This is a genomic window from Anaerococcus sp. Marseille-Q7828 (assembly GCF_949769285.1).
Lineage (GTDB): Bacteria > Bacillota > Clostridia > Tissierellales > Peptoniphilaceae > Anaerococcus.
The window spans coordinates 817,148-842,577 of record NZ_OX458331.1 but is presented as its reverse complement, the minus strand read 5'-3'; the positions used below and the strand labels follow the sequence as shown (position 1 = coordinate 842,577).

Below are 25,430 nucleotides of genomic sequence, written 5' to 3'. Positions count from 1 at the left end.
TTCATAAATTATATATGAGAATATTAAGTTTTTTTATCAGTTTTTTCACTCTTGGTAATGTAATCTATTGCCAAATTTAGAGTTGATTTTATAGGATGTATTTTTGTAATTGCCATACTAATCACCAGAACTTTCTTTTAATTTATTAAGAAGTAGGGAATGGATCTGCCATATTTCTTTTGCCAATTTTTCTATTTCTTTATTCATTGATTTGATTTCATTTTTTTAAATAACACCAATTGTATTAGTAGCTTTTGCAATCTGGTTTATATTATTTGTTACATTTGAAAGTAGCCATTGTAGATCTCCAAATAAATTAATCCTCATAATATATACGCAAAAAAAACCGCAGTTTTTAACTACGGTCTAATTTTTTGTCCAAATGTAAACCACTTGGAACTATTATTCAATTTATTCTTTTTGACAAAAGTTCTCATTTTTGATCTAAGATGGTTTGTCCTCTCGAAAACTCTCGTGGAGTTTTCTCGCTTAGTTCTCTGGATTCGCTAACGCGCTTTGCGCATTAGCTTATCTCAGAGATGAAAAATGCTTCGCATTTTCCACCCAGGAGCGCGGGACTACTCCCATTCAATTGTTCCAGGTGGTTTGGATGTTATATCATACACTACTCTGCCGACTCCGGCTACTTCGTTTATCATTCTGCTTGATAGGGTTTGGAGTAGGTCGAATGGTAGGTTGCTTGCTTCTACTGTCATGGCATCTGTGGATTCTACTGCTCTGATTGCTATGACGTTTTCGTAGGCTCTGGCGTCTCCTTTTACTCCTACTGTTTTGATTGGTGTCCATACTGTGAAGTATTGCCAGATGTCTTCGTTAAGGCCTGCGTTTTTGACTTCTTCTCTTAGTATTGCGTCTGTTTCTCTGACTATTTCTAGTTTTTCTTCTGTTATGTCTCCCATTACTCTAATTCCAAGACCTGGTCCTGGGAATGGTTGGCGCCATACCATGTCGTGTGGGACTCCTATTGTTTCACCAAGGGCTCTTACTTCGTCTTTGAAGAGGTCTCTTAGTGGTTCTACTAGTCCTTCAAATAGCATATCTTCTGGCAATCCGCCTACGTTGTGGTGGCTTTTTATGACACTTGCTTTGTCTTTGCCAGATTCTATGACGTCTGGGTAGATTGTTCCTTGGACTAGGTATTTGGCATCTCCAAATTCTTTGGCTTCTCTTTCAAAGACTTCTATGAAGTGATTTCCTATAATTTTTCTTTTTGTTTCTGGATCTTCTACTCCTTTTAGTAGGTCTAGGAATTCCTTGGATGCGTCTACTTTTTTGACTTTTAATCCTAGGTTTTTGTAGGTTTCCATGACTTCTTCTGCTTCGTTTTTGCGTAGGAGACCGTGGTCAACAAATATGCATTGGAGATTATCGCCTATTGCTTTTGATACTATGGTTGCTGCTACTGAGGAGTCTACTCCTCCTGATAGGGCGCAAATCATCTTTTCGCCAGCGTATTTTTCTTTGATTTCTTCTATCATTTTTTGGGCGTAGTCGTCCATTTTCCAAGTTTGCTCAGCCTTACAGATGTTTAGGACAAAGTTTGCTATCATGATTTTGCCGTATTCTGAGTGAACTACTTCTGGATGAAATTGTACTGCGTATATGTCTTTGTCTTTGTTTTCCATGCCTGCTACTGGGCAGTTTAGGGTCCAAGCTGTTTTCTTAAAGCCGTCTGCAAGCTTGCTGATTCTATCCCTATGGTTCATCCAAATGGTTGATTCTTGTGGGATATTTTGGAAAATACTAGAATTTTTATCTACAAATAGTGGTGTTTTGCCGTATTCGCCGTTTTTTGGTGTTTCGATTTCTCCACCAAAGTTGAAGTTGATGTATTGGAGACCATAGCAAATTCCTAGTATTGGTACTCCAAGTTCAAATATTTTCTTATCTGCTCTGAGGCTTTCTTTATCATTTACTGATTGTGGTCCACCTGTGAGTATTATGCCTGCAAGTCCCTCTAAGTCTAGGGAATTTATGTCTACATCACATGGGTGTAGCTCAGCATATACTCCAAGTTCTCTAACTCTTCTTACGATTAGTTGGTCTGTTTGGCCCCCAAAGTTTAGGACAATAATTTTATTTAAGCTCATTTATACTTCCTATCTTTTTTTAATTTTCTTCGCCAAATTGTGACTTGTAATAGCTTTCGATTTCTGTTGCTGTTTGTTCTATAGTGTTGTTGGTTACATCTATAACCTTGCAATCCAAGTCTCTGAAGACTTCCTTGGCATAGGCAAGTTCTGCTTGGATTCTTTGGTCTTTGTAGTATACAGAGTTGCCTATAAGACCCAATTCCAAGGTCCTAGACTCTCTTATGTCAGCAAGTTTGTCTGGATCTATGATTAGTCCAATTATCCTTCTTGGATCAACTTCAAATATTTCTTGAGGCAGTCTAGATTCTGGCACCAAAGGCAAGTTTGAAACCTTGTAATTTTTGGTTGATAAAATCATAGTTGTTGGAGTTTTACTAGTTCTGCTTACTCCAAGGAGAACTATATCAGACTTTAAGAATCCCCTAGGGTCCTTGCCATCGTCATATTGGATGGCAAATTCTATGGCCTCTATCATATTGAAATAATCTTGGGATAGGGCACGGGTAAGACCTGGTACTCTGACGGCCTTTTTTCCAGTAATTTTCTCAAACTTTTCTATACCAAAGTCCAAGATGTCTAAGACTTCAATATTGTTTTTTATTGAAAGCTCTCTTAGGTATTGTGCCAGGTCATAGTCTGCTATAGTTTGGACTATCAAAGAATATTCAGGTATTTCTTTAATGATTTCGTCGATTTCGTCCTCACTTCTGATATCTGGACGTCTTATAATCCTTGTCTCAAGGTCTGGAAACTGAGTTGTTACTGATTTTAGGTAGGTGTTTGCAGTCTCACCTGTCGAGTCACTAATTATTATAATAGTTAGACAATCTTGCATACATATCTCCTATCTTACAATTTCGTTTACGTCAAATACCTTTTTTATTCTCTTGGCCAAGATATTTAGCATAGCTAGTCTTGTTGATTTCAAGGCCTCATCTTCTACATTTATCATTGTATTGTCTAGGTAGTTATTACCAATTGATCCTGTTTTAGCAATTAGCTCTAGTTCATTTTTGTAATCATCACTTGTTGCAAGACCATCTTCAGGAAGATTTGCTACTTCTTCATAAAATTCTTTTTCCAAATCATTTTCAAGAAGATTTGTATCGATATTTGTGTCGTTGGAATTTTTGGTTAGATTTATTATTCTTGTAAAATATGCCAAATCTTCGTCATTTTCTTTGATAAAGTCACTTACTGCCTTTACTTTTTGGTCGATCTTAAGGATATTGGAATCACTTGTGTTAATCACAGCGTTTACAACATCGTATCTATAACCTTCATCGATTAACATATTTTTTAGTCTATCTTTGATAAAGTCTAAAGTTTTTTGCATAGTTTGGTCATAGTCAAATGGAAGACCATTTTTCTCTGTATAAACTATGAGTGCATCGTTTACTAGGGCTTTTAGGTCTACATTTATGTTGTTTGCCAGGATAATATTGATAAGTCCAAGAGCTGCCCTTCTTAGGGCAAATGGGTCTTGGCTGCCTGTTACATATTTTTCTATGGCATAGAGACCTACTATTGAGTCCATCTTATCAGCTAAGGATAGAACTATGCCTACCATTGATTCTGGTAAATCGTCATTTGCTGATTTTGGCTTGTACTGTTCTTCTATGGCATTTGCTACTCTTTGATCCTCGCCAGAAGCTTTAGCGTAAATCTTGCCCATAGTTCCTTGTAATTCTGTAAACTCGATTACCATCTTTGTAACCAAGTCTGCTTTTGCAAGGTAGGATGCACGAGCTAGGTCTTCTTTGATGTCATCGCCAAGATTTAGTTCTTGTTGGAATTTCTCTGTTAATTCTACTAGCCTTTGGGTCTTTTGGTACATGGAGCCCAAGCCTTCAAAGAATGTTAGATTTTTCAATTCTTCCACATATTCTTCTAGATTTTTATTTGTATCTTGTTCGTAGAAGAACTTGGCATCTTCAAGCCTTGCCACCAATACTTTTTTGTTTCCCTCTACTACATTTTCGCTGTGGTTGTCATCGCCATTTCTTACCAGCATAAAGTATGGCATGAGGTTTTTGTTTTCATCAAGCATTGGGAAGTATCTTTGGTGATCTTTCATTGGTGTTACTATGACTTCTTTTGGAAGTGATAGGTACTTGTGGTCAATATCGCCAATTAGGACTGTTGGATATTCTACTATGTTTATGACTTCATCAAGTAGAGCCTCATCTTTCATGTATTCCCCACCCTTTTCCATGTCGTGCTTGTTTAGGCCACGGAGGATGGTGTCTCTTCTTTCCTTGTAAGGAAGGATTACATAGTTTTCTTTTAATAATTTCTCATAATTTTCGATTTTATCTATTACAATGTGGTCAGATCCAAGACTTCTATGTCCTTTTGTGACATTGGATACTCTTATGCCTTCTGCATCAAAGTCTAGGACTTCATTATCTAGGATAGATACAAAGTATCTGATTGGTCTTGCCCATCTGATTGATTTGCCACCCCAGCGCATAGACCTATTAAATGAAATAGATTTTACAAGGTCATATACATTTTCCTTGAGAACATCTGCTACTGATTTGCTCTCTTCTTCTTTTTCTATGAAGATATAGTCAGAGCCATTATAGTCTTTTACAATGACATCAGAAAGCTCTGCCTTTTGTCCTCTAAGAAAGCCTAATAAAGGCTTGCTTGGCTCGCCATTTTCATCGTAGGCAATCTTTGCACTTGGACCTTTGACTGAAATCTTCTCGCTAGACTCATTTGCATTTACATTTTCTATAAATATAGCAAATCTTCTAGGTGTTGATTCTACCCTTACTTGATCGTAAGTAAGTTTGTTTTCATCTAATAATTTTTCAAATTTTTCCTTTAATTGACTCTTTGTCTTGTCAATATAATCTGAAGGTATCTCTTCTACACCGATTTCTAATAAGTATCTACTCATCATTATCCTTTCTTAGAAGAGGGTATCCTTGCTCTTCTCTAATTTGTAAATATCTCTCTGCAACCTTACTACTTACATCACGCACTCTCTTGATGTAGTGGCTTCTTTCAGATACTGAAATTGCTCCCTTTGCATCGAGTGTGTTAAAGGTGTGGCTAGTTTTTAGGACATTGTCGTAGGCTGGATATATCAAACCTAGGTCAATGAGCCTATTGGCTTCTTTTTCGTAAATATCAAATAAATTCATCAATAGATCGCTGTCAGCATCTTCAAATGAATATTTTGAGTTTTCATACTCTGCTTGTTTGAAGACATCTCCATAAGTCAAGTTCTCTGACCATTTGATGTCGTAAACACTTTCTACATTTTGTAGGTACATGCAAAGTCTTTCTAGACCAATTGTAATCTCCCCACTTTCAATCTCGCAGTTGATGCCTCCAACTTGTTGGAAATAGGTAAATTGTGTGATTTCCATGCCATCTAGCCATACTTCCCAACCAAGACCCCAAGCTCCTAGAGTTGGTGATTCCCAGTTATCCTCTACAAAACGGATGTCGTGTTCTTTTGGATCTATGCCTATAGTTTCTAGGCATTTTAGGTATAGGTCTTGGATATTTTCTGGTGTTGGCTTCAAGAGCACTTGTAATTGGTGGTGTTGGTAGAGCCTGTTTGGGTTTTCCCCATAGCGGCCATCTGCTGGACGGCGGCTTGGCTCAACATATACAACTGACCATGGTTCTGGTCCAAGAGCCCTAAGGAAGGTGTGAGGGTTCATAGTTCCTGCACCTTTTTCTGTATCGTAAGAAAACATAACCGAACAGCCAGCTTCTATCCAATACTGTTCTAGTTTTAGTATTAAATCTTCAAAATAAAGCATATTAATTCCTTTCGAAAGCTTTCTTATACACCCAGTCAATAGATGAAAATCTAGCTATTTCAAGCTTATCTAGGGTGTAGTCAATAATTAGCTTAGTCATTTTGTCCACTGATTTGACTAAGTTTACAGAAGAAAGTTCTTCTGAATTTGTATATAATAATTTTTTTAGGTAGACAAATTCTTCTTTTGTAAGAAAAATTTTATCATAAATCTGGTATTTGTCATCGGAACAAATCAAAGAGGCTTGGCTATTGGAAAAATACAAGTCCTCATTGTTAATCTTCTTCCCACAAACACCGCAAGTTGATAGGTTTGGCTTAAATCCTGAAAATGATATATATTTCAAAAGAAAGGCCAAGAAAATATTTAACTGGTTTTCTCTTGCATTTTCAAAGGCCAAAAAACTATTATCTAAGAGTCTGTAAACCACATCAATTTGAGTTTGGTCTATAGTCCTTAATAAAAGATCTGCCATGGCCGACTTATACAATATCACATCAAAATTTTTGTTAGACTTGCTATAGGCATTGATAAGGCTAATTTCCTTAAGGCCATAAAAGTCTTTGCCAGACTTATAGAGGTTGAAATTCGCCTTGGCAAAGCGCCTACTTGTAGCAGATGATTTGTTTTTCCCATTGATCCCCTTGGCTATTACGGAAATTTTGCCATATTCCCTGGTGAAAACTTCCAAGATTTTGCTTGTTTCTTTGTAAGGGAATTCTCTTAGGATAAATCCTGTCACATCTGATAGGTCATTTGTAGCCAAATCTATCCACCATTTTTTCTTTTTTGCGCCAATCTTTTTCAACCTTGACCCATAGCTTTAGATTGACCTTTGAATCTAGGAAGGTCTCGATCTCTTTTCTAGCTTCCATGCCGATTTTTTTGACCATGGATCCCCCCTTGCCGATGACAATTTCCTTGTGAGAATTCCTTTCAACTATGATTGTTGCATCAATATCAATAAGTCTCTTGTTTTCCCTTTCTTTGAAATTATCTATGCGAACGGCTATGCCATGAGGAACTTCTTGGCTTAGGTTATTTAGAGCCTTTTCACGGATAATCTCTGATACAATAAAGCGTTCGCTCTTATCAGTTATCATATCCCTATCGTAATAGGCTGGGCCCTCATCTAGCATGGACTTGATAGCTTCTATGTAAGCCTTGACATTTTTATCTTCTAGTGCTGAAATCCCAATAATTTGATCAAACATATCCATATCTTGGTATTTTTCTTTGATTTGGTCAAGTTCATCTTCCCTTAATAAGTCAACTTTGTTTATGACTAGGATTTTTGGAAGGTGAATTCTTTCAAGCATAGCTATAATCTCATTATCAAGCCTACCGATTTCTAGGGAATTGTCCACTACAAAAGTAACTATATCCGATTCTTTCAAGCTTTCTTCTGAAAATTCAAAGAGTTTTTCTTGAAGCTTGTTGGATGGGGTTTGGATACCTGGTGTGTCTATAAATATTATCTGACTTTCCTCGTCGTTATATATTATTTGTATTTTATCTCTGGTAGTTTGGGCCTTGTTGGAAATTATAGAAATCTTCTCACCCAAGATCTTGGCCATGAGGGTTGATTTGCCAACATTAGCTCTACCTACTACTGATATAAATCCTGATTTCATATATCTTTTAAGTCCTCATTTGAAAAACTATATGGCAAAAGTTCTTCTATTGTGTATTCTTTGTAATCATCTATAGAATTTGCTATTACAATTTTGGTGTCAGAATCTGCAAATTCTCTGATAAATTGCCTGCAAACTCCACAAGGAAAAGTATCCCTGCTATCGCCATTTATGACAATATAGGAAAAGTCTCTTTCACCATTGCTGATGGCCGCACTCATTGCTGACCTTTCGGCACAAAGACTTGGCGAATATGCAGCATTTTCAATATTTACTCCCTTATATATAGCTCCTGACTTAGTTTTTACTACTGATGAAACTCTGAAATGTGAGTAAGGGGAGTAAGAATTATCCTTGTTGTCTAGGGCCATTTGTATTAATTCTTTAATCTCATTCATGAAAATATCCCAAATATAGCCATAGCCATGGATGTACCAAGTATGGCTCCTCTAAATATCTCTGGTATGGAGTGAATATCAGCCTCATACCTACTTTCTGCAACTATTACAGCAAGACCTGCAAACATTAGCCTTACTAGTGGTTCATCGACCAAAAGTATGCCTATGGTAGCAATACAAAAGGCAAGGGAGGTATGTCCACTCACAAAGCCACCCTTGAAGGCTGTACCGTGTCCCTCATAGAAAATACCCTTTAAAAATATTGTGACAACAATAACCAAGGCTATGGTAATCACTGCCAAGTGTGATGGTCTTCTGGTAATCCTCACAAAAACTGAATTATAAAAGTCCAAAAATTTGTCAAAAAATATCATATAAGCAACAAAAAGTGCATTTAGGGCAGCAATAAAGGTTGCAGCAGCAGATAGGTCCTTGCTAGCCTTGGCAAAGGATGAATACTTGCCCCCACTGGCTAGGTTTACTGCCTGTTCTATGGAAGTGTTCAATAGCTCAAAGCCTAGGACAAAACAAACTGCAAATACCAAGGTAATCATCTCAACCCTAGATAGGTTAAAGAAGAGTGATCCTACAAGAAGTATGGCCAGTATTAGCAAGTGGAATTTCATATTTTTCTCATGGTTGATGGCCCAAACCAAGCCCTCGTAGGCATAGTCAAAGCCTTTTAGAAACTTTTGTCCATGGGAAAGTTCTTCCTTTTCAAAATTCCTTTCGTGTAACTTTTGCTGGGCAGCTTCTTTTCTATCTTCCTCTCTGCGCCATTCGTCTAAGATTTCGTTTTTAAGTTCTTCTTTTAAAAGGTCTCTATCAGTCTTATCAGTCATTTTTGAAGACCCCCAAGATTTTCATAACTTCTTTTTCGCGGGCACGCATTTCTCTTTTCTCATCATCATTCATATGATCGTAGCCCAAAAGATGCAAGGTAGAATGGCAGGTTAGATACATTATCTCTCGATCTAGGCTATGGCCAAGGTCTCTCGCTTGTTCCTTTGCCACATCCATGCAAATGACAATATCGCCAAGCATGGCATCTACACCCTCAACCATAAAGTCTGTATCCATAGGAAAAGATAGGACATCTGTTGGCCTATCTACTTTCCTAAATTCTTTATTTAATTGGTGAATCTCATCTTTATCTACAAAAGTAATAGAAACTTCATAAGCCAAAGAAAGCCCCTCAGTTTCAAGGACTGTTTTTATAACGCTCTCTAACTTCTCATCCATTTCTATTTTTTCATTAGTTTCATTTGTGATTAAAAGATTCATTTACTACCTACTTTATTCAGCTTCTTTGTTCTTTGCTTCAAGTTTTTTTGCTTCTCTTGCTTGGTCATCTCTGTCGTAAGCGTCGATTATCTTTTGTACAAGCGGGTGTCTAACAACATCTATTGACGAGAAGTTTTGAAAGCCTATGCCATTGATATTTTTTAATATGCGTTCGGCTGTTTTTAGCCCACTCATCCTACCTCTTGGAAGGTCTACCTGAGTCTTATCACCTGTTATGATGGCCTTTGATCCATATCCCAAGCGAGTCAAAAACATCTTCATTTGCTCACTTGTGGTGTTTTGAGCCTCATCTAGGATGACAAAGGCATTATCCAAGGTCCTACCTCTCATGTAAGCAAGGGGAGCTACTTCTATCATGCCTTTTTCAACAAAACCTTGGTAGGTTTCAAAGCCCAGGATTTCAAAAAGTCCATCATAAAGGGGTCTAAGATATGGATCAACCTTATCTTGCAAATCTCCTGGCAAGAAACCAAGGCTTTCACCAGCTTCAACTGCAGGGCGAGTCAAAATTATTCTATTGACTTCACCTTGCTTGAAACTTCTTACTGCCATGGCTACTGCAAGGTAGGTTTTGCCTGTACCAGCTGGACCAATGCCAAAGACTACATCATTGTTTTTGATCTTTTCGATGTAGGCTTGTTGGCCCAAGGTCTTTGGTTTGATTGGCTTACCTGTTGCTGTTGTGATGATTGCATCATCCAAGGCTTGTTTTATCACATCCTTGTTTTCGCGTTCAAGCATATCTGCATGGTACTTTATCTTTTGAAAGTCGATAGAACCATTTTTCTTGATTTCATTTAATAGTTCTATGATTAGCTCTTTGGCAAATTCTGTGTTTATGCCTTCGCCACTTACTTCAATTCCATCGTCAGCAAGTTTTATTTTTGTATTGAAACGTTCTTCTATATATTTTCTATTGGAATCAAAATTTCCAAATAGGGTTCTTATATCATTTTGATTATCTATCTTAATACTTCTATTAATATCAATCCCTCCGATTGCTTTCTTGTCTTTCTATTATACCTTTTTTAATGATTATTTCTTTTAGAAAGTGGAGGGCCTAGGATTTCTGAGGCAAGGATTGCCTTTCTAAATGTTTCTTTGTTTTTCAAAGACTTTTTGAAAGAAGATATCTGAGCTTTCTTTTCAGCTTCTTTGACAGATTTTCTCTTGTAGCTTTCTATAGATAGCTTCTCTTCTTTTTTTCTTGCTGCATTTCTTTCAGCTCGTCTTTTTTCTTCAAGCCTCTTTCTAAGCTCTGGATTTACTGGATCTCCCTCATTGCCCATGATAGGACTACCACTAATACTTCCCTTTGGATTAACATTGCCCTCGTGGGATTTCTTATCCATTATAGTTTGGCTAGGATTAGACTTTTGTGGTCTTGGAAAAAGCTCTTTTAGGTCAGCATTGTCAGAAAATCTTCTATATACTGTCTTTTTGCCAGAGGATTCTGAGGCTTTTTTCTTATTTTCCTCTTCTTCTAGTTCTCTTTCGATTTCTTCTTTAAACTCATTTATTGATTTCTTGGCAGAGTTTAGCCAATCATCAAAGGATTTGTAGGAGTTTTTCTTATTGTTTTTCCTAGACATCAAAATCACCAGAATCTACATCTGATAGGCTTTCACGCATTTTTGTATCTGCATTCACATTTCTCATATTGTAATAGTCCATGATGCCAAGATTGCCTTCTTCAAAGGCCTTTGCAATAGCTTCTGGTATTCTTGCTTCTGCTTCCACAACTTTTGCCTTGTTTTCTTGTTCAAGGGCAATAGCTTGGGCACGGCGTTCTTCGGCTTTGGCTTGGGCAATATTCTTATCAGCTTCAGCTTGGTCACGTTGAAGTTCTGCACCTACGTTACGTCCGACATCCACATCAGCTATGTCTATTGATAAGATTTCGTAAGCTGTACCAGAATCAAGACCCTTTAGTAAAACTGTTTGGGAAATATTGTCTGGGTTTTCCAAAACTTGGGCATGAGAATCTGCAGAACCAACTGTTGTTACAATACCTTCACCAACACGGGCTATGATTGTTTCTTCACCGGCACCACCGACAAGTCTATCTATGTTGGCACGAACAGTTACTTTTGCAATAACTTTTACTTCAATACCGTTTTTTGCAACTGCTGCAATCACTGGTGTATTGATAACCTTTGGTGTTACAGAAACTTGTACAGCTTCGAACACATTACGACCAGCAAGGTCGATTGCTGCTGCTTGTTCAAATGTTAAGTCAATATTTGCACGTTCTGCTGCTATAAGGGCATCAACAACTTGGTTGATGTTACCACCTGCTAGGTAGTGACTTTCCAAGTCTTCAGTTCTAATTGGAATACCTGCTTGGTGGGATTTGATAAGAGCATTTACAATTAGATTAGGATTTAGCCTTCTAAAACGCATAGCAACAAGGCTTGCCATTGAAATGTTAACTCCCGAAAATCTAGCTGTAATCCAAAGTCCCACTGGAACCATTGTGAAAAATACTATAAGTACGATTATTATAATTGCTGCTGGTATTATAAAGTCCATATTTTCTCCTTTACTATTATGTGGCCATCACGAATGCCAGTAACCTCAACATCTTTCTCTTTTGCGATAAAATCGGAATCGCTCTTTGCATCATAGGATATGCCATCAATCTCAACCCTACCTGTCGGTCTAAGAATAGTCTTAGATTTGCCAGTCTTGCCTATCAAATCACTATAATCTTTTTTGCTATTGAAGCCTCTTTGTGCCGAATTTTCATTCTTTAAAACAAAAGAGTCAAAAAGATTATTAGAAAAACCTAACTTGACATAAATTGTCACAGTAAGAATTATAGCAAGAGCAGATAAAACTAAAACAGCTATTCCAGTCTCACTATTTTCATAGCTATCCATAACAGAATAGACAGTCAAAATTGTACCAATGATACCAATAATGCCAAAACTAGGAATGAAAATCTCAAGGGCTAACAAAGAGATTCCCATAACAAAGGTAACGATAGTCATATTATCTGCTACATTGTGTATTGAATTTTGATAATAGAAAAATCCAAAAAGACCAATAGTAATTATGGCAAAAAGAATTTTCTTATCAGTAAACAGAACAGATATCAGTGAAATAACTGCCAATATAAAACTTAAAGCAATAGTTACATCATTATTAAGCATCTTTACCACCTTCCTATATTTTATAGGTTAATTATCATATAAAACGTGAAAAATTGCAATAAAATTGATTAAATATAAGTAAAATAATGACCAATAGATATTTTCTAAATATCTATAACTAAATTGTTTATTGCTCAATGGAATAAATAAGCATTTATAAAGAAATATTTTTTATTTATTATGGAATAAATATCTTAAATTTAGTTATTATTTTATGATATACCTTCGACTCCGGGGAGCAGGGCGGTAGGGGCGGCAGAGGCCCCTTTTGCCCTTCCCCGGACCCCCGACCCATTGCACCCCTCTGCCACTCGCGTGGGGCGGAGTATTATATCTACATCAAAAATTGGGTTTTATCAATCTCAAATTTCTAAAAATCGCAAACTCGCTACGCTCAAACAGTGCGATTTTCCAAACGAAATTATGAGATTTAAAAACACCAATTTTTTCCACCTCTAAGCTATATTAAGCTATATGATTTTTAGTAGATTAATGTTGTAGATAAAGATCCTTCGGTCGCTTTAGCTCCCTCAAGAATGACAGGTGTGTTGGAATAATACAGGTAGTTAATAAAATCAAAATAAAAGAATTTGCGAAGCAAACTTCTACTGCTCATTGCTCTCCGCAGGAGCGGTGGGGGTATAGAAGGTTTAGGGGGATCGGGGGAAAGGAAAAAGGGGTCTCCGCTACCCCTAATTCCTATCCCCCGAGGTACAAGGGTATAGCCTAAAATAAGAGAAAGAATATAAGACATTCAAAACTTTTGAACTAAAAGAGAAATGTTTCATTTCTGTTTTCTTTAAAAAATCCTTCAGTTGGTTCTTGACAGAGCTCCCCTCTAGAATAACCGTTGCTTAAGAAATGCTCCTTATAAAGAATAAATTAATAAAAAAATATATTCATTCAAATAAAAAAGCTTTTTTCCTCTTTTTTCCATGAAAAAAGACCAGGGGTTCCTAGCCTTCTACTAATTCTTTTAGCTCTCCTATGAGTTTATAATCTACTTTTTTAAGTTCTTCTATGTTTCTTACTCCTAGTAGAGCCATTATAATTTTTATTTTGTGGTTGACTTCTTTTAGGAAGTCTTCGCAGGCTTGGTAGCCACCTCTTAATAGGTAGTTTAGAACTTCTCCAGTCATGGCTGCCATATCTGCTCCTATGATTATTGATTTTACTACATCCATGGCTGTTTTTATGCCACCTGATGCTATGATAAATACATCATCTGATACGCTTCTAACATCTATTATAGATTTTGCTGTTGGTATGCCCCAGTTGTAAAGGTCGGAATAGTCCATTTCGAAGTCTCTTAGGTCTTCTATTTCTATGAAGTTGGTTCCACCCTTGCCTGCAACGTCAATGTATTGGACATTTTTTTCTATTAGTTTTTGGGCTACTTCTTTTGATATGCCCGATCCTGTTTCTTTTACTATGATTGGATAGGGGAATTTTTCTACTAGTTCTCCTATTATATCTATTGAGGAGTGGAAATCATTGTCTCCTTCTTTCATCACAAGCTCTTGGGCGATGTTTAGGTGGACTTGCATAGCCTTGGCGTCTATGAGGTCTCTGGCAAATATAAAATCTTCATAGTCTCTTTCAAAGCCCAAATTTCCTATCCTTAATAAATCTTCTTTTAATTTCACTAGTTCAAATGACTCTCTGCTAGATTCATCTGTGAGGGCTATAGATTCACTTCCTACTGCCATGGGTATATTGATGCTTTCACATATGGAAGATAAATCTTCATTTATGCTCGCTGAAGAATCGCCTCCACCTGTGATTGCATCTACCATGAGGGGCATAGCAATCTTTTGGCCCATAAATTCAACTGATGTATCGATTTGCTTTAATGATACGTCTGATAGGGCATTGTGCTCTATATATACGCAGTCTAGGAGGGTTGTTCCTCTTGTTCTAGTTTTTAGATAATTTTCTATGTGTTGGTCTTTTCTTTGACGTCTTTGCCTATCCATCTTTCCTCCTTGAGGATCTACTCTCCTTGTTCAACTGGCACTTCTTCTGTCGTGGTTGTAGTTATTTCTATTATTTCGTACTCTTCGTAGCCACCATCATCAACATAATCATTATTATAATTTTCTGCTGGCGCTTGGTATGACTCGTTGTTATTTTGGGCTGGTGCTTGCCAATTTTGCTTGTTGTTTTGCATTGGTATTGTTTGAGTTTCTGGAACAGGGGCCTCTTCTGCTTGACCATCATCTTTTTTTTCTATAATGCCAGATGTTTGTGATTGGTCTTCGATTTGCCCAAAGTCCTTGTATTCTTCGTAACCAGAGTCTTCCTTTTTCCAATTTTTGAGTTTGAAGTTGCTATAACTATCATCTACAATTTGCCAGGTCTTATCATAATCTGGTATCCAATAGCTTGTTCCATTTATGGTCTGCTCCATACCAGGAACTGTATGGGTGGACATTTTGTCTGATGAAAAACTATTGATATGGCCTGCCAAGTCAAGCATAGCACTCATTGGTAGATTTGTTTTTACATATTTGATATAGTTTGAGATAAAGGTCATCAAGTTCATATCTTTTGACTTTTTGACCATCTCATCTACCATAGCTTTTACAAAGGCTTGTTGGGTATTGACCCTACCTATGTCTCCGTTGTTGTAGATGTTTCTGGTTCTTAGATACCACATAACTTCGTTACCATCTAGGTGGTTTGGTCCTGGATTTATTTTTACTTTACCCTTGTGGATGTTGATACCTTCTGGAACATCATAGTCTACACCACCTAGGGCATCGACTATGTTTATCAAGGCTTGGTAGTTGACTTGGACATAATAGTCTATGTCAAGGCCCAAGAATTGCCTTAGGGTTTGCATAGTAAGCTCAATTCCTCCAAAGGCGTGGGCGTGGTTTACCTTGTCAAACTTGTCTCTAATCTTCACCCTTGAGTCACGAGGTATGGACATAAGCTCCATTTCACCGGTCTTTGTGTCAGCACTTATGAGCATAATTGTATCTGTTCTAGTAAAGTCAGTATTGTCGTCATTACCGTTCTTATCAACTCCAACTAAGAGTATCAAATATTGGCCTTCTTCTTTGTTTATTGCGTCATCGTTTATTATGTTTTCGTTGCCATTGATATTGAATCTTTGGCTAGCTTCAAGTCTGTCTAGTATAAATTTTGATCCGAAAAATCCTACAAGTATTACAAGAAGTGTAATAAAAAATCTTTTAGCTTTCATATATCTCTCTTTCTTTTACTTAAGAAAGATTATACCATCAATGGCATTTTATTGAAATCAAAAAGAGAGGCCTAAGCCCCTCAATAGTTAATTATTATTCGCCATTTCTTTTTGCTTCAAATTGTCACGTGCCTGGCTCATCATTAGCTTGACACGGTTGATTTGGTTGACCTCACTTGCACCTGGGTCATAGTCTATGGCCACGATATTGGCCTCAGGGTATTCTTCTCTGATTTTTTTCATAACACCCTTACCTGTTATGTGGTTTGGCAAGCATCCGAATGGTTGGATGCAGACTATGTTTGGTGCTCCAGCGTGAATCAACTCTACCATTTCACCTGCTAGTAGCCAGCCTTCACCGGCTTGGTTGCCAAGGCTTGTTACATCTGATGCGTATTCTACGATTTGGTCGATGTATTCCGGCTCGTTAAATCTCTTTGATTCTCTTAAGGCTTGTCTTACTGGTTTTCTGTAGGATTCGACAATGCTTATTCCGATTTTCCCAATTCCAGCAGAAATTTTGGACTTTTTATAAATATCTGCCTTAAGTTCTGAGTTTTTCATACAATACATAAAGAAGTCTGTAAGATCTGGTAGGATTACCTCAGCCCCCTCAGCTTCTAGGACCTTTTGTAGGTTATTATTAGCTTCTGGCAAGAATTTTACAAGGATTTCTCCTACGATTCCTGCCTTTGGAATTTTGATATCTTTCACTGGAATATTATCAAAATCTTCTACTATTTCTTTTACGGTAGCCTTATATTCTCTATCTGTCATTGTTGGAGCAAGTACTTCAAGACGACTAATCCAGTCTTCTTTGAGCTTATCTGTTGCTCCCTTTTCCACTTCATAAGGTCTAGTTGCGTTTGCGACTCTATTTATCAAGTCCCCAAAGATTATCGCCCTAAAGCCTCTCTTGAAAAATGGTATAGCAGATGGTTTTCTAAGGTCAAAACCAGAGTTAGTTTCGATTCCTTGGGCTGATATTGCAATTACTGGAATATCTGGATATCCTGCATCTCGAAGACCCTTTCTGATGTAGCCAACGTAGTTACTTGCCCTGCAAGCTCCCCCTGTTTGGGTCATCACTATTGCAAGCTTATCGGTATCGTACCTACCAGAGTTGACAGCTTCCATAAATTGACCAACTACTGTAATTGATGGATAGCAGGAGTCGTTATTTACGTATTTTAGCCCTTGGTCTAGGACCTTATCATTTACATGGTCTAAAAATTCTATATTAATACCATAATGGTGGAAGACTGGGCCTAGGATTCTAAAGTGTTCCCTGGCCATTTGTGGGGCAAGGATTGTGTAACCTTCCTCAACCATCTTCTTGGTAAATTCTGGTGTAGAATAATCCAATCTATCTAGGTCTGTCTTAAACTCAATACCTTCCATTTTCTTTTGGTTTAAGGCTTGGAGAAGGGATCTTATTCTGATTTTGATGGCACCAAGGTTTGATACTTCGTCTATCTTTAGTAGTGTATAGATTTTGCCGTGAGCTTCTAATAAATCTTGAACTTGGTCGGTTGTAACAGCATCTAGACCACAACCAAAGGAATTTAGTTGGATTAGTTGAAGATTTGGATTGTCCGCTACATATTCTGCAGCCCTATAAAGTCTTGCATGGTAGGACCATTGGTCTAGTACACGAACCTGGGCATCTATATCTTTGATGTTGTAGGCAACTGCGTCTTCAGAAATTACTGGGATCTTCATTCCCTCTATAAGTTCTGGTATGCCGTGGTTGACTTCTGGGTCAATATGGTAAGGACGGCCAGCAAGGACTATGGCATTTAGCTTGTTAGCATTTACATAGTCAATTATTTCCTTACCACGAATCCTTATTTGATCGTGGTAGTCTTGGAGTTCTTGCCAAGCAGCTGCTACTGCATTTTTAATCTCTTTCTTTTTAAGAACATTGCCATTGTGGCTGTAGCCCTCAAATTCTTCTATTAATCTATCTCTGATAATTTTTTCGCTCTCTAGAGATAGGTAAGGATTCATATAATTTTTACCCTCTAGGCTTTCTACGTTGTTTTTGATAAGGTCAGGATAACCAGAAACAACTGGGCAGTTCATGTGGTTTTGGGCCTTGTCAAATTGCTTGTATTCATAGAAAACTGCAGGGTAAAATATCAAATCCAAGTCATCACGAGCTGCCAAATCTTCTATATGGCCGTGGGCAAGTTTGGCTGGATAGCAAGCTGTTTCAGATGAGATTGAGGAAATTCCTTTCTCATACATTTGCCTGTCACTCTTGCCAGATAGAACTACATCAAAGCCAAGAGAGGTGAAAAACTTGTGCCAGAATGGGTAATCTTCGTAGATATTGAGAACCCTAGGCATGCCAACTCTACCCATGCGAGCCGCATCTCCCAAAGTCTTTCTATCGAAAAGAAGTTCGTTTTTGAATTTGTACATATTCAAATCAGCCATGGTCTCTTCTTTTTTGACACCAGCACCTCTTTCACATCTATTTCCTGTCACATATCTAGAACCGTCAGGAAATACGTTAATGATTAGAGAGCAATTGTTGGTGCATAGACCACAGCGGGCACTTTTTTGCTTATAAGTGAAGTTTTCAAGTTCATCTATGTCTGCCAATGAAGATTGGCCAGTAGACTTGTCTTTGCTGATAAGGGCCATACCCATAGCACCCATAAGTCCAGCTATCTCTGGTCTTGTGGTTTTTCTGCCCGTGATTTTTTCAAAGGCTCTAAGTATAGCATCTCCGTAGAAAGTTCCCCCTTGGACTACTATATTTTCGCCAAGGGACTTTGGATCACGAACCTTGATTACTTTTTGAATAGCATTTTTGATTACAGAATAGCAAAGACCTGCCGCTATATCTCCAACTTCTGAACCTTCTTTTTGGGCTTGCTTGACCTTGGAGTTCATAAAAACTGTACAACGGCTTCCTAGGTCTGCTGGCTCTTTGGCAAATAGTGCTTTTTGTTGGAATTCTTCTACACTCATTCCCACTGATGCAGAAAATGTTGATAAAAATGAACCACAACCAGATGAACAAGCTTCGTTAAGCTGGATAGAGTCGATTATCCCTTCTCTGATATGCATGGCCTTCATATCTTGTCCACCAATATCTAAGATAAAGTCTACATGAGGATTGAAAAATTTGGCCGCAGAATAGTGGGCTATAGTTTCTACCTCACCATTATCTACATGGAGGGCGTTTTTTATGAAGTCCTCCCCGTAGCCACATATGCCAGATGATGCTATATATGCCTTTGGATTTTTCTTGGCATAGGCGTCTTTTAGCATAGATATTACAACTTCAAGTGGGCGACCTAAATTCATCCTATAATCTTCATGGATGATGTGGGCATCTTCTGTAATCCAAACCATCTTGCTAGTTGTGGAACCCGCATCAATACCTACATATATCGGTCCCTCATAAGTCTTAATATCATCATAGATAACTTGGTCTGTCTTATGATTTGCTACAAAGTCTTCGTATTCTTTCTCAGAAGTGAAAAGTGGTTCAAGTTTCTTGGTCATTTCCATATCTTCTGGCAATTCTTTTTTAAGTTCCTTTATCAAGTCTTTGTAGGCAATATATTCTTCATTTTCTGCAGATAGGATAGCTGCGCCCTTTGCCACATAAAGTTGAGCATCCTCTGGAGTTGTGAATGTATTACCATCTTCTCCCAAAGTTTCTACAAACCTGTCTCTTAGGGCTGGCAAAAAGTGAAGTGGTCCACCCAAAAATGTGACATTACCCTTTATAGGCCTACCACAGGCGAGGTTTGATATAGTTTGGTTAACAACTGATTGAAAAACTGAGATTGCAATATCTTCACGACTTGCCCCTTGGTTCATAAGGGCTTGGATATCAGTTTTTGCAAATACCCCACAACGAGAAGCTATTGGGTATATTTTCTTATAATTTTGTGATAGGTCATTTAGACCAGATGCATCTGTATCAAGAAGTGCTGCCATTTGATCTATAAAGGCACCTGTACCACCAGCACAGATTGAGTTCATTCTTTGTTCAACAGAACCTGATAGGTAGGTAATCTTGCTATCCTCACCACCAAGCTCTATTACAACATCGGTTTCTGGAATAAATTTTCTAATTGCAGCAGTTTCTGCAATAACTTCTTGGACGAAATTGATTCCCATATACTTTTCAAGGAACATTCCTCCAGAACCAGTAACATTTATAGTAATATAATCATCCTTAAACTCCTCAAAAGCTTCATTAAGGACAGCCCTTACAGTTTCTTTAACATCAGACTTATGTCTTCTATATACTTGGTATAGGGTATTAAAGTTCTCATCTGTAATCACAATTTTTACAGTAGTAGACCCTACATCAAGACCCATATGTAAATTCATAAAAAGCCTTTCTATTATAAAAAAGTTATCTAAAAAATAACTTATTTCCCTTAAAGTTAACACTAACATTCTACCGCAAAACGGGCCTTAATTCCAAGTGAATTACTAGGAATTAATCAGCAAATGTCGGTACATAATTCATTAAATACTATAAAAAAATTTTTGCAATATGACAAAAGAAAAAAGAGCCATAAAGACTCTTTTACATTAGTACATTTCCTACTATTGTTCCTAGATAATTCCCTATTATATAGCCAAAGAGGCCTGCGAATATTCCTGGGCCTATCAGATGGTACCAGCCTTTTGATATGGCCATGGCTGCAGCTGTTGATGGACCTCCTATATTTGCGTTGGATGCTATGATTGCTTCTTGTAGGGATACTTTCAATAGTTTTGATCCCAATAAAACCATAAGCATATTTACTACTACCATTATAAAGCAAAATACTAAAAGTAGTGGTGCTGTTTTTATGATAAGTGGTATGCTTGCTGGCACTCCTATTACTACAAAGAAAATATAAATCAAAAATGAACCAACTTCTTCGGCTCCGCTTATCTTTTCAAAATATTTTGGAAAAGTTGTGGTAAGTATCATAGTTAATGTTGTTATTATAAGGTATGGATTGCCAAAAAGTTGATTCAACAAGAGGCTAAAGGCGTTTGTTGTTGGTATTTTTGCTGCAAAGAATCCTGCAATAACATTACTCACTGCAACTATAGCAGCAGATGTTGCAAATATTATTGCCAAATCAAAGGTTGATATATAGGTTTTCTTGTTAAATTCATCCTTGTGTTCGTTACTTGCTTCTGATTGGATGAAATTTTTCCTAAAAAATCCTATATTTGGCAAAGCTGATAGGATTACAAAATAAATAGCCATATTGAAATTGTCAGCTACAGTAGTTGCTGAAACCATGGTCTTATCAAGGTCAAAGACTTGGCTTAAAGCTACAAAATTGACTCCTCCACCAATGTATGATCCAGTCATCATTCCAGCGACGCTTCCTAAGTTTGGAATGGCATTTTTGAGTAATCCAAAGGCAAGAAAGGCTCCAAGCACAGTTCCTATTGAACCAATGGTAAAAAGTAAGAGCATTTTGCCAGATTCCTTAAAAATCTTTCTCATATTTGACCTAAATAAGAGCATAGGAATAGAAAGTGGAATAGCATAGTCCCAAACAGTGTCATAAACTGTTGACTCCATAGGCAAAACCTTCAAGTTGGTGAGAATCACAGCAAAAATCAGAGCAATAACTGCCCCAGTTAAAACTTTCCCCCACTTATATTTTTTCTCGATTGTCATAGCAAGGACAACAATAATTAATAAAACCGCCCAAATCATCCAAATATTGTCTGGACTTATCAAAGTATTAGTCATAAACTCTCCTTAAACTTTATTTTATTATTATAAACTATTTTTTATAATAATAAAATAATTAATGACAAGTTTCTCTGATAAAATAGCAGAATAAAAAAACACCTAGCAATACTAGGTGAAAATTTATTAGTCTCTTGCTCTCATTTCTTTGACAAGATTTGATATGACTTTGAAGTGGCTGTCTTTGGAATCGTAGGCTATGTCAAATAATAGCATTTCTGTATTTACTACTGCTGCTCCCATTTGACCTAGTAGATTGGCAGAAGTTTCTTTTAGTTCTTCTGTATATGAGCTAATAGCATCTTTTACAAAAAATACATTTAGCCCCAAATCTAGGAGAGTTCTCACTGTTTGGTAAACACAAACATGGCCTTCTGCTCCTACCACTACAACATTTGTAATATTATTTTCTTTTATGAAGTCTAGAACTTCTGGTGTTGCCGCATCAAATATTGTCTTTTCAAATATCTTATCTTCTGGAATTTCTTCTAGTAATCTTTGGTCAGATTTGCCCAGACCCTTTGGATATTGTTCTGTTGCAAGAATTGGCATTTGATATTCTTTGAACGCCTTTATCAAAACCAAGGTGTTTAATACAGTAAGCTCGCCATTTTCCATGGTTTTCATTAGTTTTGGTTGCTCGTCAACTACCAAAAGTATGGTCTGATCTTTCTTTGAGTATTTGTCGCCTTCTAGTGAATTTATATAATATTTGCTTGCTAATTTTCTTTCCATAGGTCCCCCTGTCTAAAATCTCCATCTTTCATTATTTTATCGATTGTCGATAGTACTGCTCCCTTATTTTTTGACCATCTTGGATAAGCTATATTTTCACCAATCCCATCTCCTGTAAGCCTATTTACGACAACTTTAGGATTTAGATGACGGAGCATAGTTACTACTATATTTGCATAGTCATCCTTGGTCATATCATAAGTTATATTATTTTTTTCATAGTAGGATTTTAGATAAGTATTATTTTCTATATAAAGATTGTGGATTTTTACTCCTTCTATCCCACGATAGTTTATGTAGGATATATCTCTCAGATAGTCATCAATATCTTCTCCAACTAATCCCACTATAATATGAGCTACCATTTCTATACCCAAATAAGCAAGTTTTTGAACGCCATTATCAAATTCTTGATGAGAATATCCACGATTGATGAATTTCAATGTGTTATCATTGACACTTTGCATGCCAAGTTCTATGGTTAAATCTGTGTTTTCATTTAATTCTTCAAGCAAATTTAATACTTCATATGGCAGGCAATCGGCACGAGTTGCAATAGATAGACCAACTATGTCATCTTCATCTATGGCAGCATAAAACATCTGACGCATTTTTCCTAGTTCTCCATAGGTGTTAGTGAAGTTTTGAAAATAAGCGATATATCCTTCCGCACGACCAGGCTTTGATAAGATTTTCTTCTGATAGGCAATTTGCTCTTTGATATCTCCAACAGACCTATAAGTCCACTCTCCAGCTCCAGCATCAGAACAATATATGCAGCCACGTGACGATAAAGTTCCATCACGGTTGGGGCAAGTAAAACCACCATCTAGGGGCAACTTTATAATCTTCATTCCATATTTGATTTTATAATAAGTATCTAAATCATTGTAGCGTTTTCTGTTAAGTTCCATGGGATAATTGTACCTTTATTTTCCGTTAATATATAGAAAAAGAACCTAGTTAAACTAAGTTCTTCTAATCTATTTCTTTTAAGTATATATCCTTACAAGCCTTTGGAGAGATTCTTTTTTCTTTGTCATTTTCTATAATTATAGCTGTGTTGTCAAATTTGTCATAGGCTAGAAATTTTATTTTATCTCCTATTCCTATTTCCATATTCTCACAATAACTTAACAAATCGTGATCATCTCTTATTCTCCTGATGATATAGGCTTTGCCAGTTTTAGCTTCTGACATTTTTATAAAATCATCTGGAGTTTCTTCATTATTTATAAATATTATAGAACCATGAGGGCAGTAGTCTGGGTATCCCAGGTAGGCGTTGAGTTTTTCTAAAAGTTCATCGTTTGTTACTGATTGAAGGTCACTTGCTATTGGGTGGATATCTTTCCAGGAAAATCCCAGTTCATTTTCTAGGAAATATTCCCAGAGTCTGTGCTTGGATAGGAGTTTTTTAGTTACTTTTATCCCTTCTTCTGTCAGCTGATTTTCTTTATCATCTGTTACCAGGCCTTCTTTTTTCAATTTTTTTAGCATTTCTGTAACAGAAGGTGGGGCTAGGTTTAGGTGGGTTGATATTGATTTATTGGTAACCTTCTCTCCCTCACCCATTAGCTTAAATATGGTGATTAAGTAGTCTTCCTTCTGTGGATTCAAATTGGTCATCTCTTGCTTTTTCCTTATCATCATCTTTGTTGCTTGCTTTATTAGAAGTATACTTCTTTAGGATAAGCATAGCTAGATAAATAAGCATATTACAAGTTGCAACCGCCCCAGCAATTGAAACATTTAGCTTAAGGGCTAGGGCAAAACCGACTATTGAATTTATAGTTGCTATTAGGGCTGTCGATAGGAGGCTTGTTTTAAGGCTCTTGGCAAAAGCTAGGGCTGTGGCAGATGGGGCTATAAAAAATGAAATCACAAGTATAGCACCTACACTATCGAAGGACACAACCGCCGCTACTGATGTCAAAGTCATCAAAAGATAGAAAATAGCTGTTGTAGGTATTCCTATTAGATAGGCAAATTCCCTATCGAAGGTCGAAATCTTAAGCTTTTTGTATTGACTTATGATAAATACTAAGATTAAAGCCAAGAGGATAAGCCCGTATAAAACTGCTTTAGAAATTTCAATCCCAAAGACAGTAGTTTTAACAAGTGAAGAAAACAAGACTTCTCCCATCAAAACCACATCTAAGTCCAAATGGACATTTCTAAAAAATTTGCTGATAAGTATGACAGCTAGAGCAAAAAGTACTGGAAATACCATGCCTATGGCATCGTCATATTTACTAATTCCTTTGTTACCTATTGTTTCTATTAAATACACTGTCAAAAGTCCCATCAGTGATGCCCCAACTATTAAAACTGGACTATCTAAGTCTTGTACTATAAAAAATGCTAAGACTATGCCCAAAAGTACTGTGTGGCTGATGGCATCTGTTAGCATCGATAAATTTCTAAGGACTAGAAAAACACCCAGCAGAGAGCAAGAAATTGCTGTTAATATTAAAACTATAAGGGAATTTGTCATATTCTCGCTCCTTTCTGAGTGATTTTTGTAATAACTATAACAAGTAGCGCAATCATTCCCTGAAACAAGATTATAGTAGGTCCTGTTGAAAATCCAGGAAAGATGGTAGAGATTACACAACCTGCAAGGGAAGCAATCGTTGATAAAAGAGCTGATAGGGCCATTACTCCCATAAATTCATTGGTTAAATAACTTGCTGTAATAGTTGGGATTATAAGTAGTGAACTAATGAGGATTACCCCCACTGCCTTAATGCCAACCCCTATCACAAGTATTGTCATAAATAATATCAAGTAATCTAATAATTTTTGTTTAACTCCTATCATATAGGAAAACTCATTATCAAATAAATAAGCTTTTATATCTCTAAAGTTTATAGCAACTATTACTAGACATATGATTGTGGCTATAAGTAATAAGTCTATGTCACGCCTTAGTAGATAAGCTGCTTGGCCAAATATATAGTTATCTAGTCCTGCTCTAGCTGAGCCACTATAGCTGGGATTGCCTTGGATAAAGGACTTTAAGACTAGTCCTAGACCAAAAAATCCAGATAAGAATATTGCCATATTGGCATCTGCTCCTATCTTGCTGTTTTTTGTGCAATAGTGGATCAAAAAATACGATAGGGCTGCTGTTGCCATAGCTCCTATAAGCAAAATAGCTGGGTCTCTTTGGCGTGTTATCATAAAGGCAAGGACTATGCCAGGTAGAGTTGAGTGGCCTAGGGCATCTCCTATTAGGGATTGGTTTTTATAGACATTGATAGTACCAATTATGCTAGCTACTATAGCAAGCAAAACTGTTCCTATAAGGACTATTTGAAAAGAATACATCGATAATAATTCTCTCATGC

22 protein-coding genes and 1 pseudogene are annotated in these 25,430 nt (G+C 37.0%); all 23 read right to left on the bottom strand.

The window, feature by feature from the left end:
* Positions 1 to 117 precede the first annotated feature (117 nt).
* Positions 118 to 336: pseudogene (gene mobC, locus QNH69_RS04095) on the bottom strand (plasmid mobilization relaxosome protein MobC); the annotation flags it as partial.
* A 242-nt stretch (positions 337 to 578) separates the two neighbouring features.
* On the bottom strand, positions 579 to 2,111 hold the full coding sequence (gene guaA / locus QNH69_RS04090; protein ID WP_282929320.1) for a glutamine-hydrolyzing GMP synthase: 1,533 nt from the start codon (positions 2,109 to 2,111) through the stop codon (positions 579 to 581).
* 19 nt (positions 2,112 to 2,130) lie between these two features.
* Complete coding sequence (locus QNH69_RS04085; RefSeq protein WP_282929319.1) at positions 2,131 to 2,949, bottom strand: pyruvate, water dikinase regulatory protein; 819 nt, start codon at positions 2,947 to 2,949, stop codon at positions 2,131 to 2,133.
* A gap of 9 nt (positions 2,950 to 2,958) precedes the next feature.
* A complete protein-coding gene (gene glyS, locus QNH69_RS04080; protein WP_282929318.1) occupies positions 2,959 to 5,022 on the bottom strand; it encodes a glycine--tRNA ligase subunit beta in 2,064 nt (687 codons plus the stop codon).
* Positions 5,015 to 5,899: a glycine--tRNA ligase subunit alpha gene (gene glyQ, locus QNH69_RS04075; RefSeq protein ID WP_282929317.1), complete on the bottom strand. Its 885-nt coding sequence runs from the start codon at positions 5,897 to 5,899 to the stop codon at positions 5,015 to 5,017. Before glyQ ends, glyS begins: the two co-directional genes overlap by 8 nt.
* A gap of 1 nt (position 5,900) precedes the next feature.
* On the bottom strand, positions 5,901 to 6,707 hold the full coding sequence (recO, locus tag QNH69_RS04070) for a DNA repair protein RecO (RefSeq protein WP_349252248.1): 807 nt from the start codon (positions 6,705 to 6,707) through the stop codon (positions 5,901 to 5,903).
* Positions 6,652 to 7,533, bottom strand: coding sequence for a GTPase Era (gene era, locus QNH69_RS04065; protein WP_282929316.1), 882 nt, complete (start codon positions 7,531 to 7,533; stop codon positions 6,652 to 6,654). The genes recO and era overlap by 56 nt, the downstream gene beginning before the upstream one ends.
* The gene (gene cdd, locus QNH69_RS04060) at positions 7,530 to 7,931 is read right to left on the bottom strand and encodes a cytidine deaminase (protein WP_282929315.1); all 402 of its coding nucleotides are present in this window, start codon (positions 7,929 to 7,931) and stop codon (positions 7,530 to 7,532) included. Before cdd ends, era begins: the two co-directional genes overlap by 4 nt.
* Positions 7,928 to 8,773 carry a diacylglycerol kinase gene (locus tag QNH69_RS04055; RefSeq protein WP_282929314.1) on the bottom strand — a complete coding sequence of 282 codons (846 nt, stop codon included), beginning with the start codon at positions 8,771 to 8,773 and terminating at the stop codon, positions 7,928 to 7,930. The genes cdd and QNH69_RS04055 overlap by 4 nt, the downstream gene beginning before the upstream one ends.
* Positions 8,766 to 9,215, bottom strand: coding sequence for an rRNA maturation RNase YbeY (gene ybeY, locus QNH69_RS04050; RefSeq protein WP_282929313.1), 450 nt, complete (start codon positions 9,213 to 9,215; stop codon positions 8,766 to 8,768). Before ybeY ends, QNH69_RS04055 begins: the two co-directional genes overlap by 8 nt.
* Positions 9,216 to 9,227: 12 nt before the next feature.
* Positions 9,228 to 10,184, bottom strand: a complete 957-nt coding sequence (locus QNH69_RS04045) for a PhoH family protein (protein WP_049944475.1) — start codon at positions 10,182 to 10,184, stop codon at positions 9,228 to 9,230.
* Between the two features lie 80 nt (positions 10,185 to 10,264).
* Positions 10,265 to 10,828 (bottom strand): hypothetical protein, encoded by a 564-nt coding sequence (locus tag QNH69_RS04040; protein WP_282929312.1) that lies wholly within the window; start codon positions 10,826 to 10,828, stop codon positions 10,265 to 10,267.
* Entirely contained in the window at positions 10,821 to 11,768 is a 948-nt protein-coding gene (gene floA, locus QNH69_RS04035) for a flotillin-like protein FloA (RefSeq protein ID WP_044566485.1), read from the bottom strand. Before floA ends, QNH69_RS04040 begins: the two co-directional genes overlap by 8 nt.
* A complete protein-coding gene (locus QNH69_RS04030) occupies positions 11,756 to 12,391 on the bottom strand; it encodes an NfeD family protein (protein WP_282929311.1) in 636 nt (211 codons plus the stop codon). Before QNH69_RS04030 ends, floA begins: the two co-directional genes overlap by 13 nt.
* A 956-nt stretch (positions 12,392 to 13,347) precedes the next feature.
* Positions 13,348 to 14,367, bottom strand: a complete 1,020-nt coding sequence (gene fni, locus QNH69_RS04025) for a type 2 isopentenyl-diphosphate Delta-isomerase (RefSeq protein WP_282929310.1) — start codon at positions 14,365 to 14,367, stop codon at positions 13,348 to 13,350.
* 17 nt (positions 14,368 to 14,384) lie between these two features.
* Complete coding sequence (locus tag QNH69_RS04020) at positions 14,385 to 15,602, bottom strand: LCP family protein (protein WP_282929309.1); 1,218 nt, start codon at positions 15,600 to 15,602, stop codon at positions 14,385 to 14,387.
* A gap of 87 nt (positions 15,603 to 15,689) precedes the next feature.
* Positions 15,690 to 19,964, bottom strand: a complete 4,275-nt coding sequence (locus QNH69_RS04015; protein WP_282929308.1) for a 2-hydroxyacyl-CoA dehydratase — start codon at positions 19,962 to 19,964, stop codon at positions 15,690 to 15,692.
* Positions 19,965 to 20,166: 202 nt separating this feature from the next.
* Positions 20,167 to 21,342 carry a DUF819 family protein gene (locus QNH69_RS04010; protein ID WP_282929307.1) on the bottom strand — a complete coding sequence of 392 codons (1,176 nt, stop codon included), beginning with the start codon at positions 21,340 to 21,342 and terminating at the stop codon, positions 20,167 to 20,169.
* Positions 21,343 to 21,468: 126 nt separating this feature from the next.
* Complete coding sequence (locus QNH69_RS04005; RefSeq protein ID WP_282929306.1) at positions 21,469 to 22,077, bottom strand: isochorismatase family protein; 609 nt, start codon at positions 22,075 to 22,077, stop codon at positions 21,469 to 21,471.
* The gene (locus tag QNH69_RS04000; RefSeq protein WP_282929305.1) at positions 22,062 to 22,991 is read right to left on the bottom strand and encodes a TIGR01212 family radical SAM protein; all 930 of its coding nucleotides are present in this window, start codon (positions 22,989 to 22,991) and stop codon (positions 22,062 to 22,064) included. The genes QNH69_RS04005 and QNH69_RS04000 overlap by 16 nt, the downstream gene beginning before the upstream one ends.
* Before the next feature lie 64 nt (positions 22,992 to 23,055).
* Positions 23,056 to 23,706: a metal-dependent transcriptional regulator gene (locus tag QNH69_RS03995; protein WP_282929304.1), complete on the bottom strand. Its 651-nt coding sequence runs from the start codon at positions 23,704 to 23,706 to the stop codon at positions 23,056 to 23,058.
* Complete coding sequence (locus tag QNH69_RS03990; protein ID WP_262121579.1) at positions 23,657 to 24,574, bottom strand: metal ABC transporter permease; 918 nt, start codon at positions 24,572 to 24,574, stop codon at positions 23,657 to 23,659. Before QNH69_RS03990 ends, QNH69_RS03995 begins: the two co-directional genes overlap by 50 nt.
* A complete protein-coding gene (locus QNH69_RS03985) occupies positions 24,571 to 25,428 on the bottom strand; it encodes a metal ABC transporter permease (RefSeq protein WP_262121576.1) in 858 nt (285 codons plus the stop codon). Before QNH69_RS03985 ends, QNH69_RS03990 begins: the two co-directional genes overlap by 4 nt.
* Positions 25,429 to 25,430: the final 2 nt, after the last annotated feature.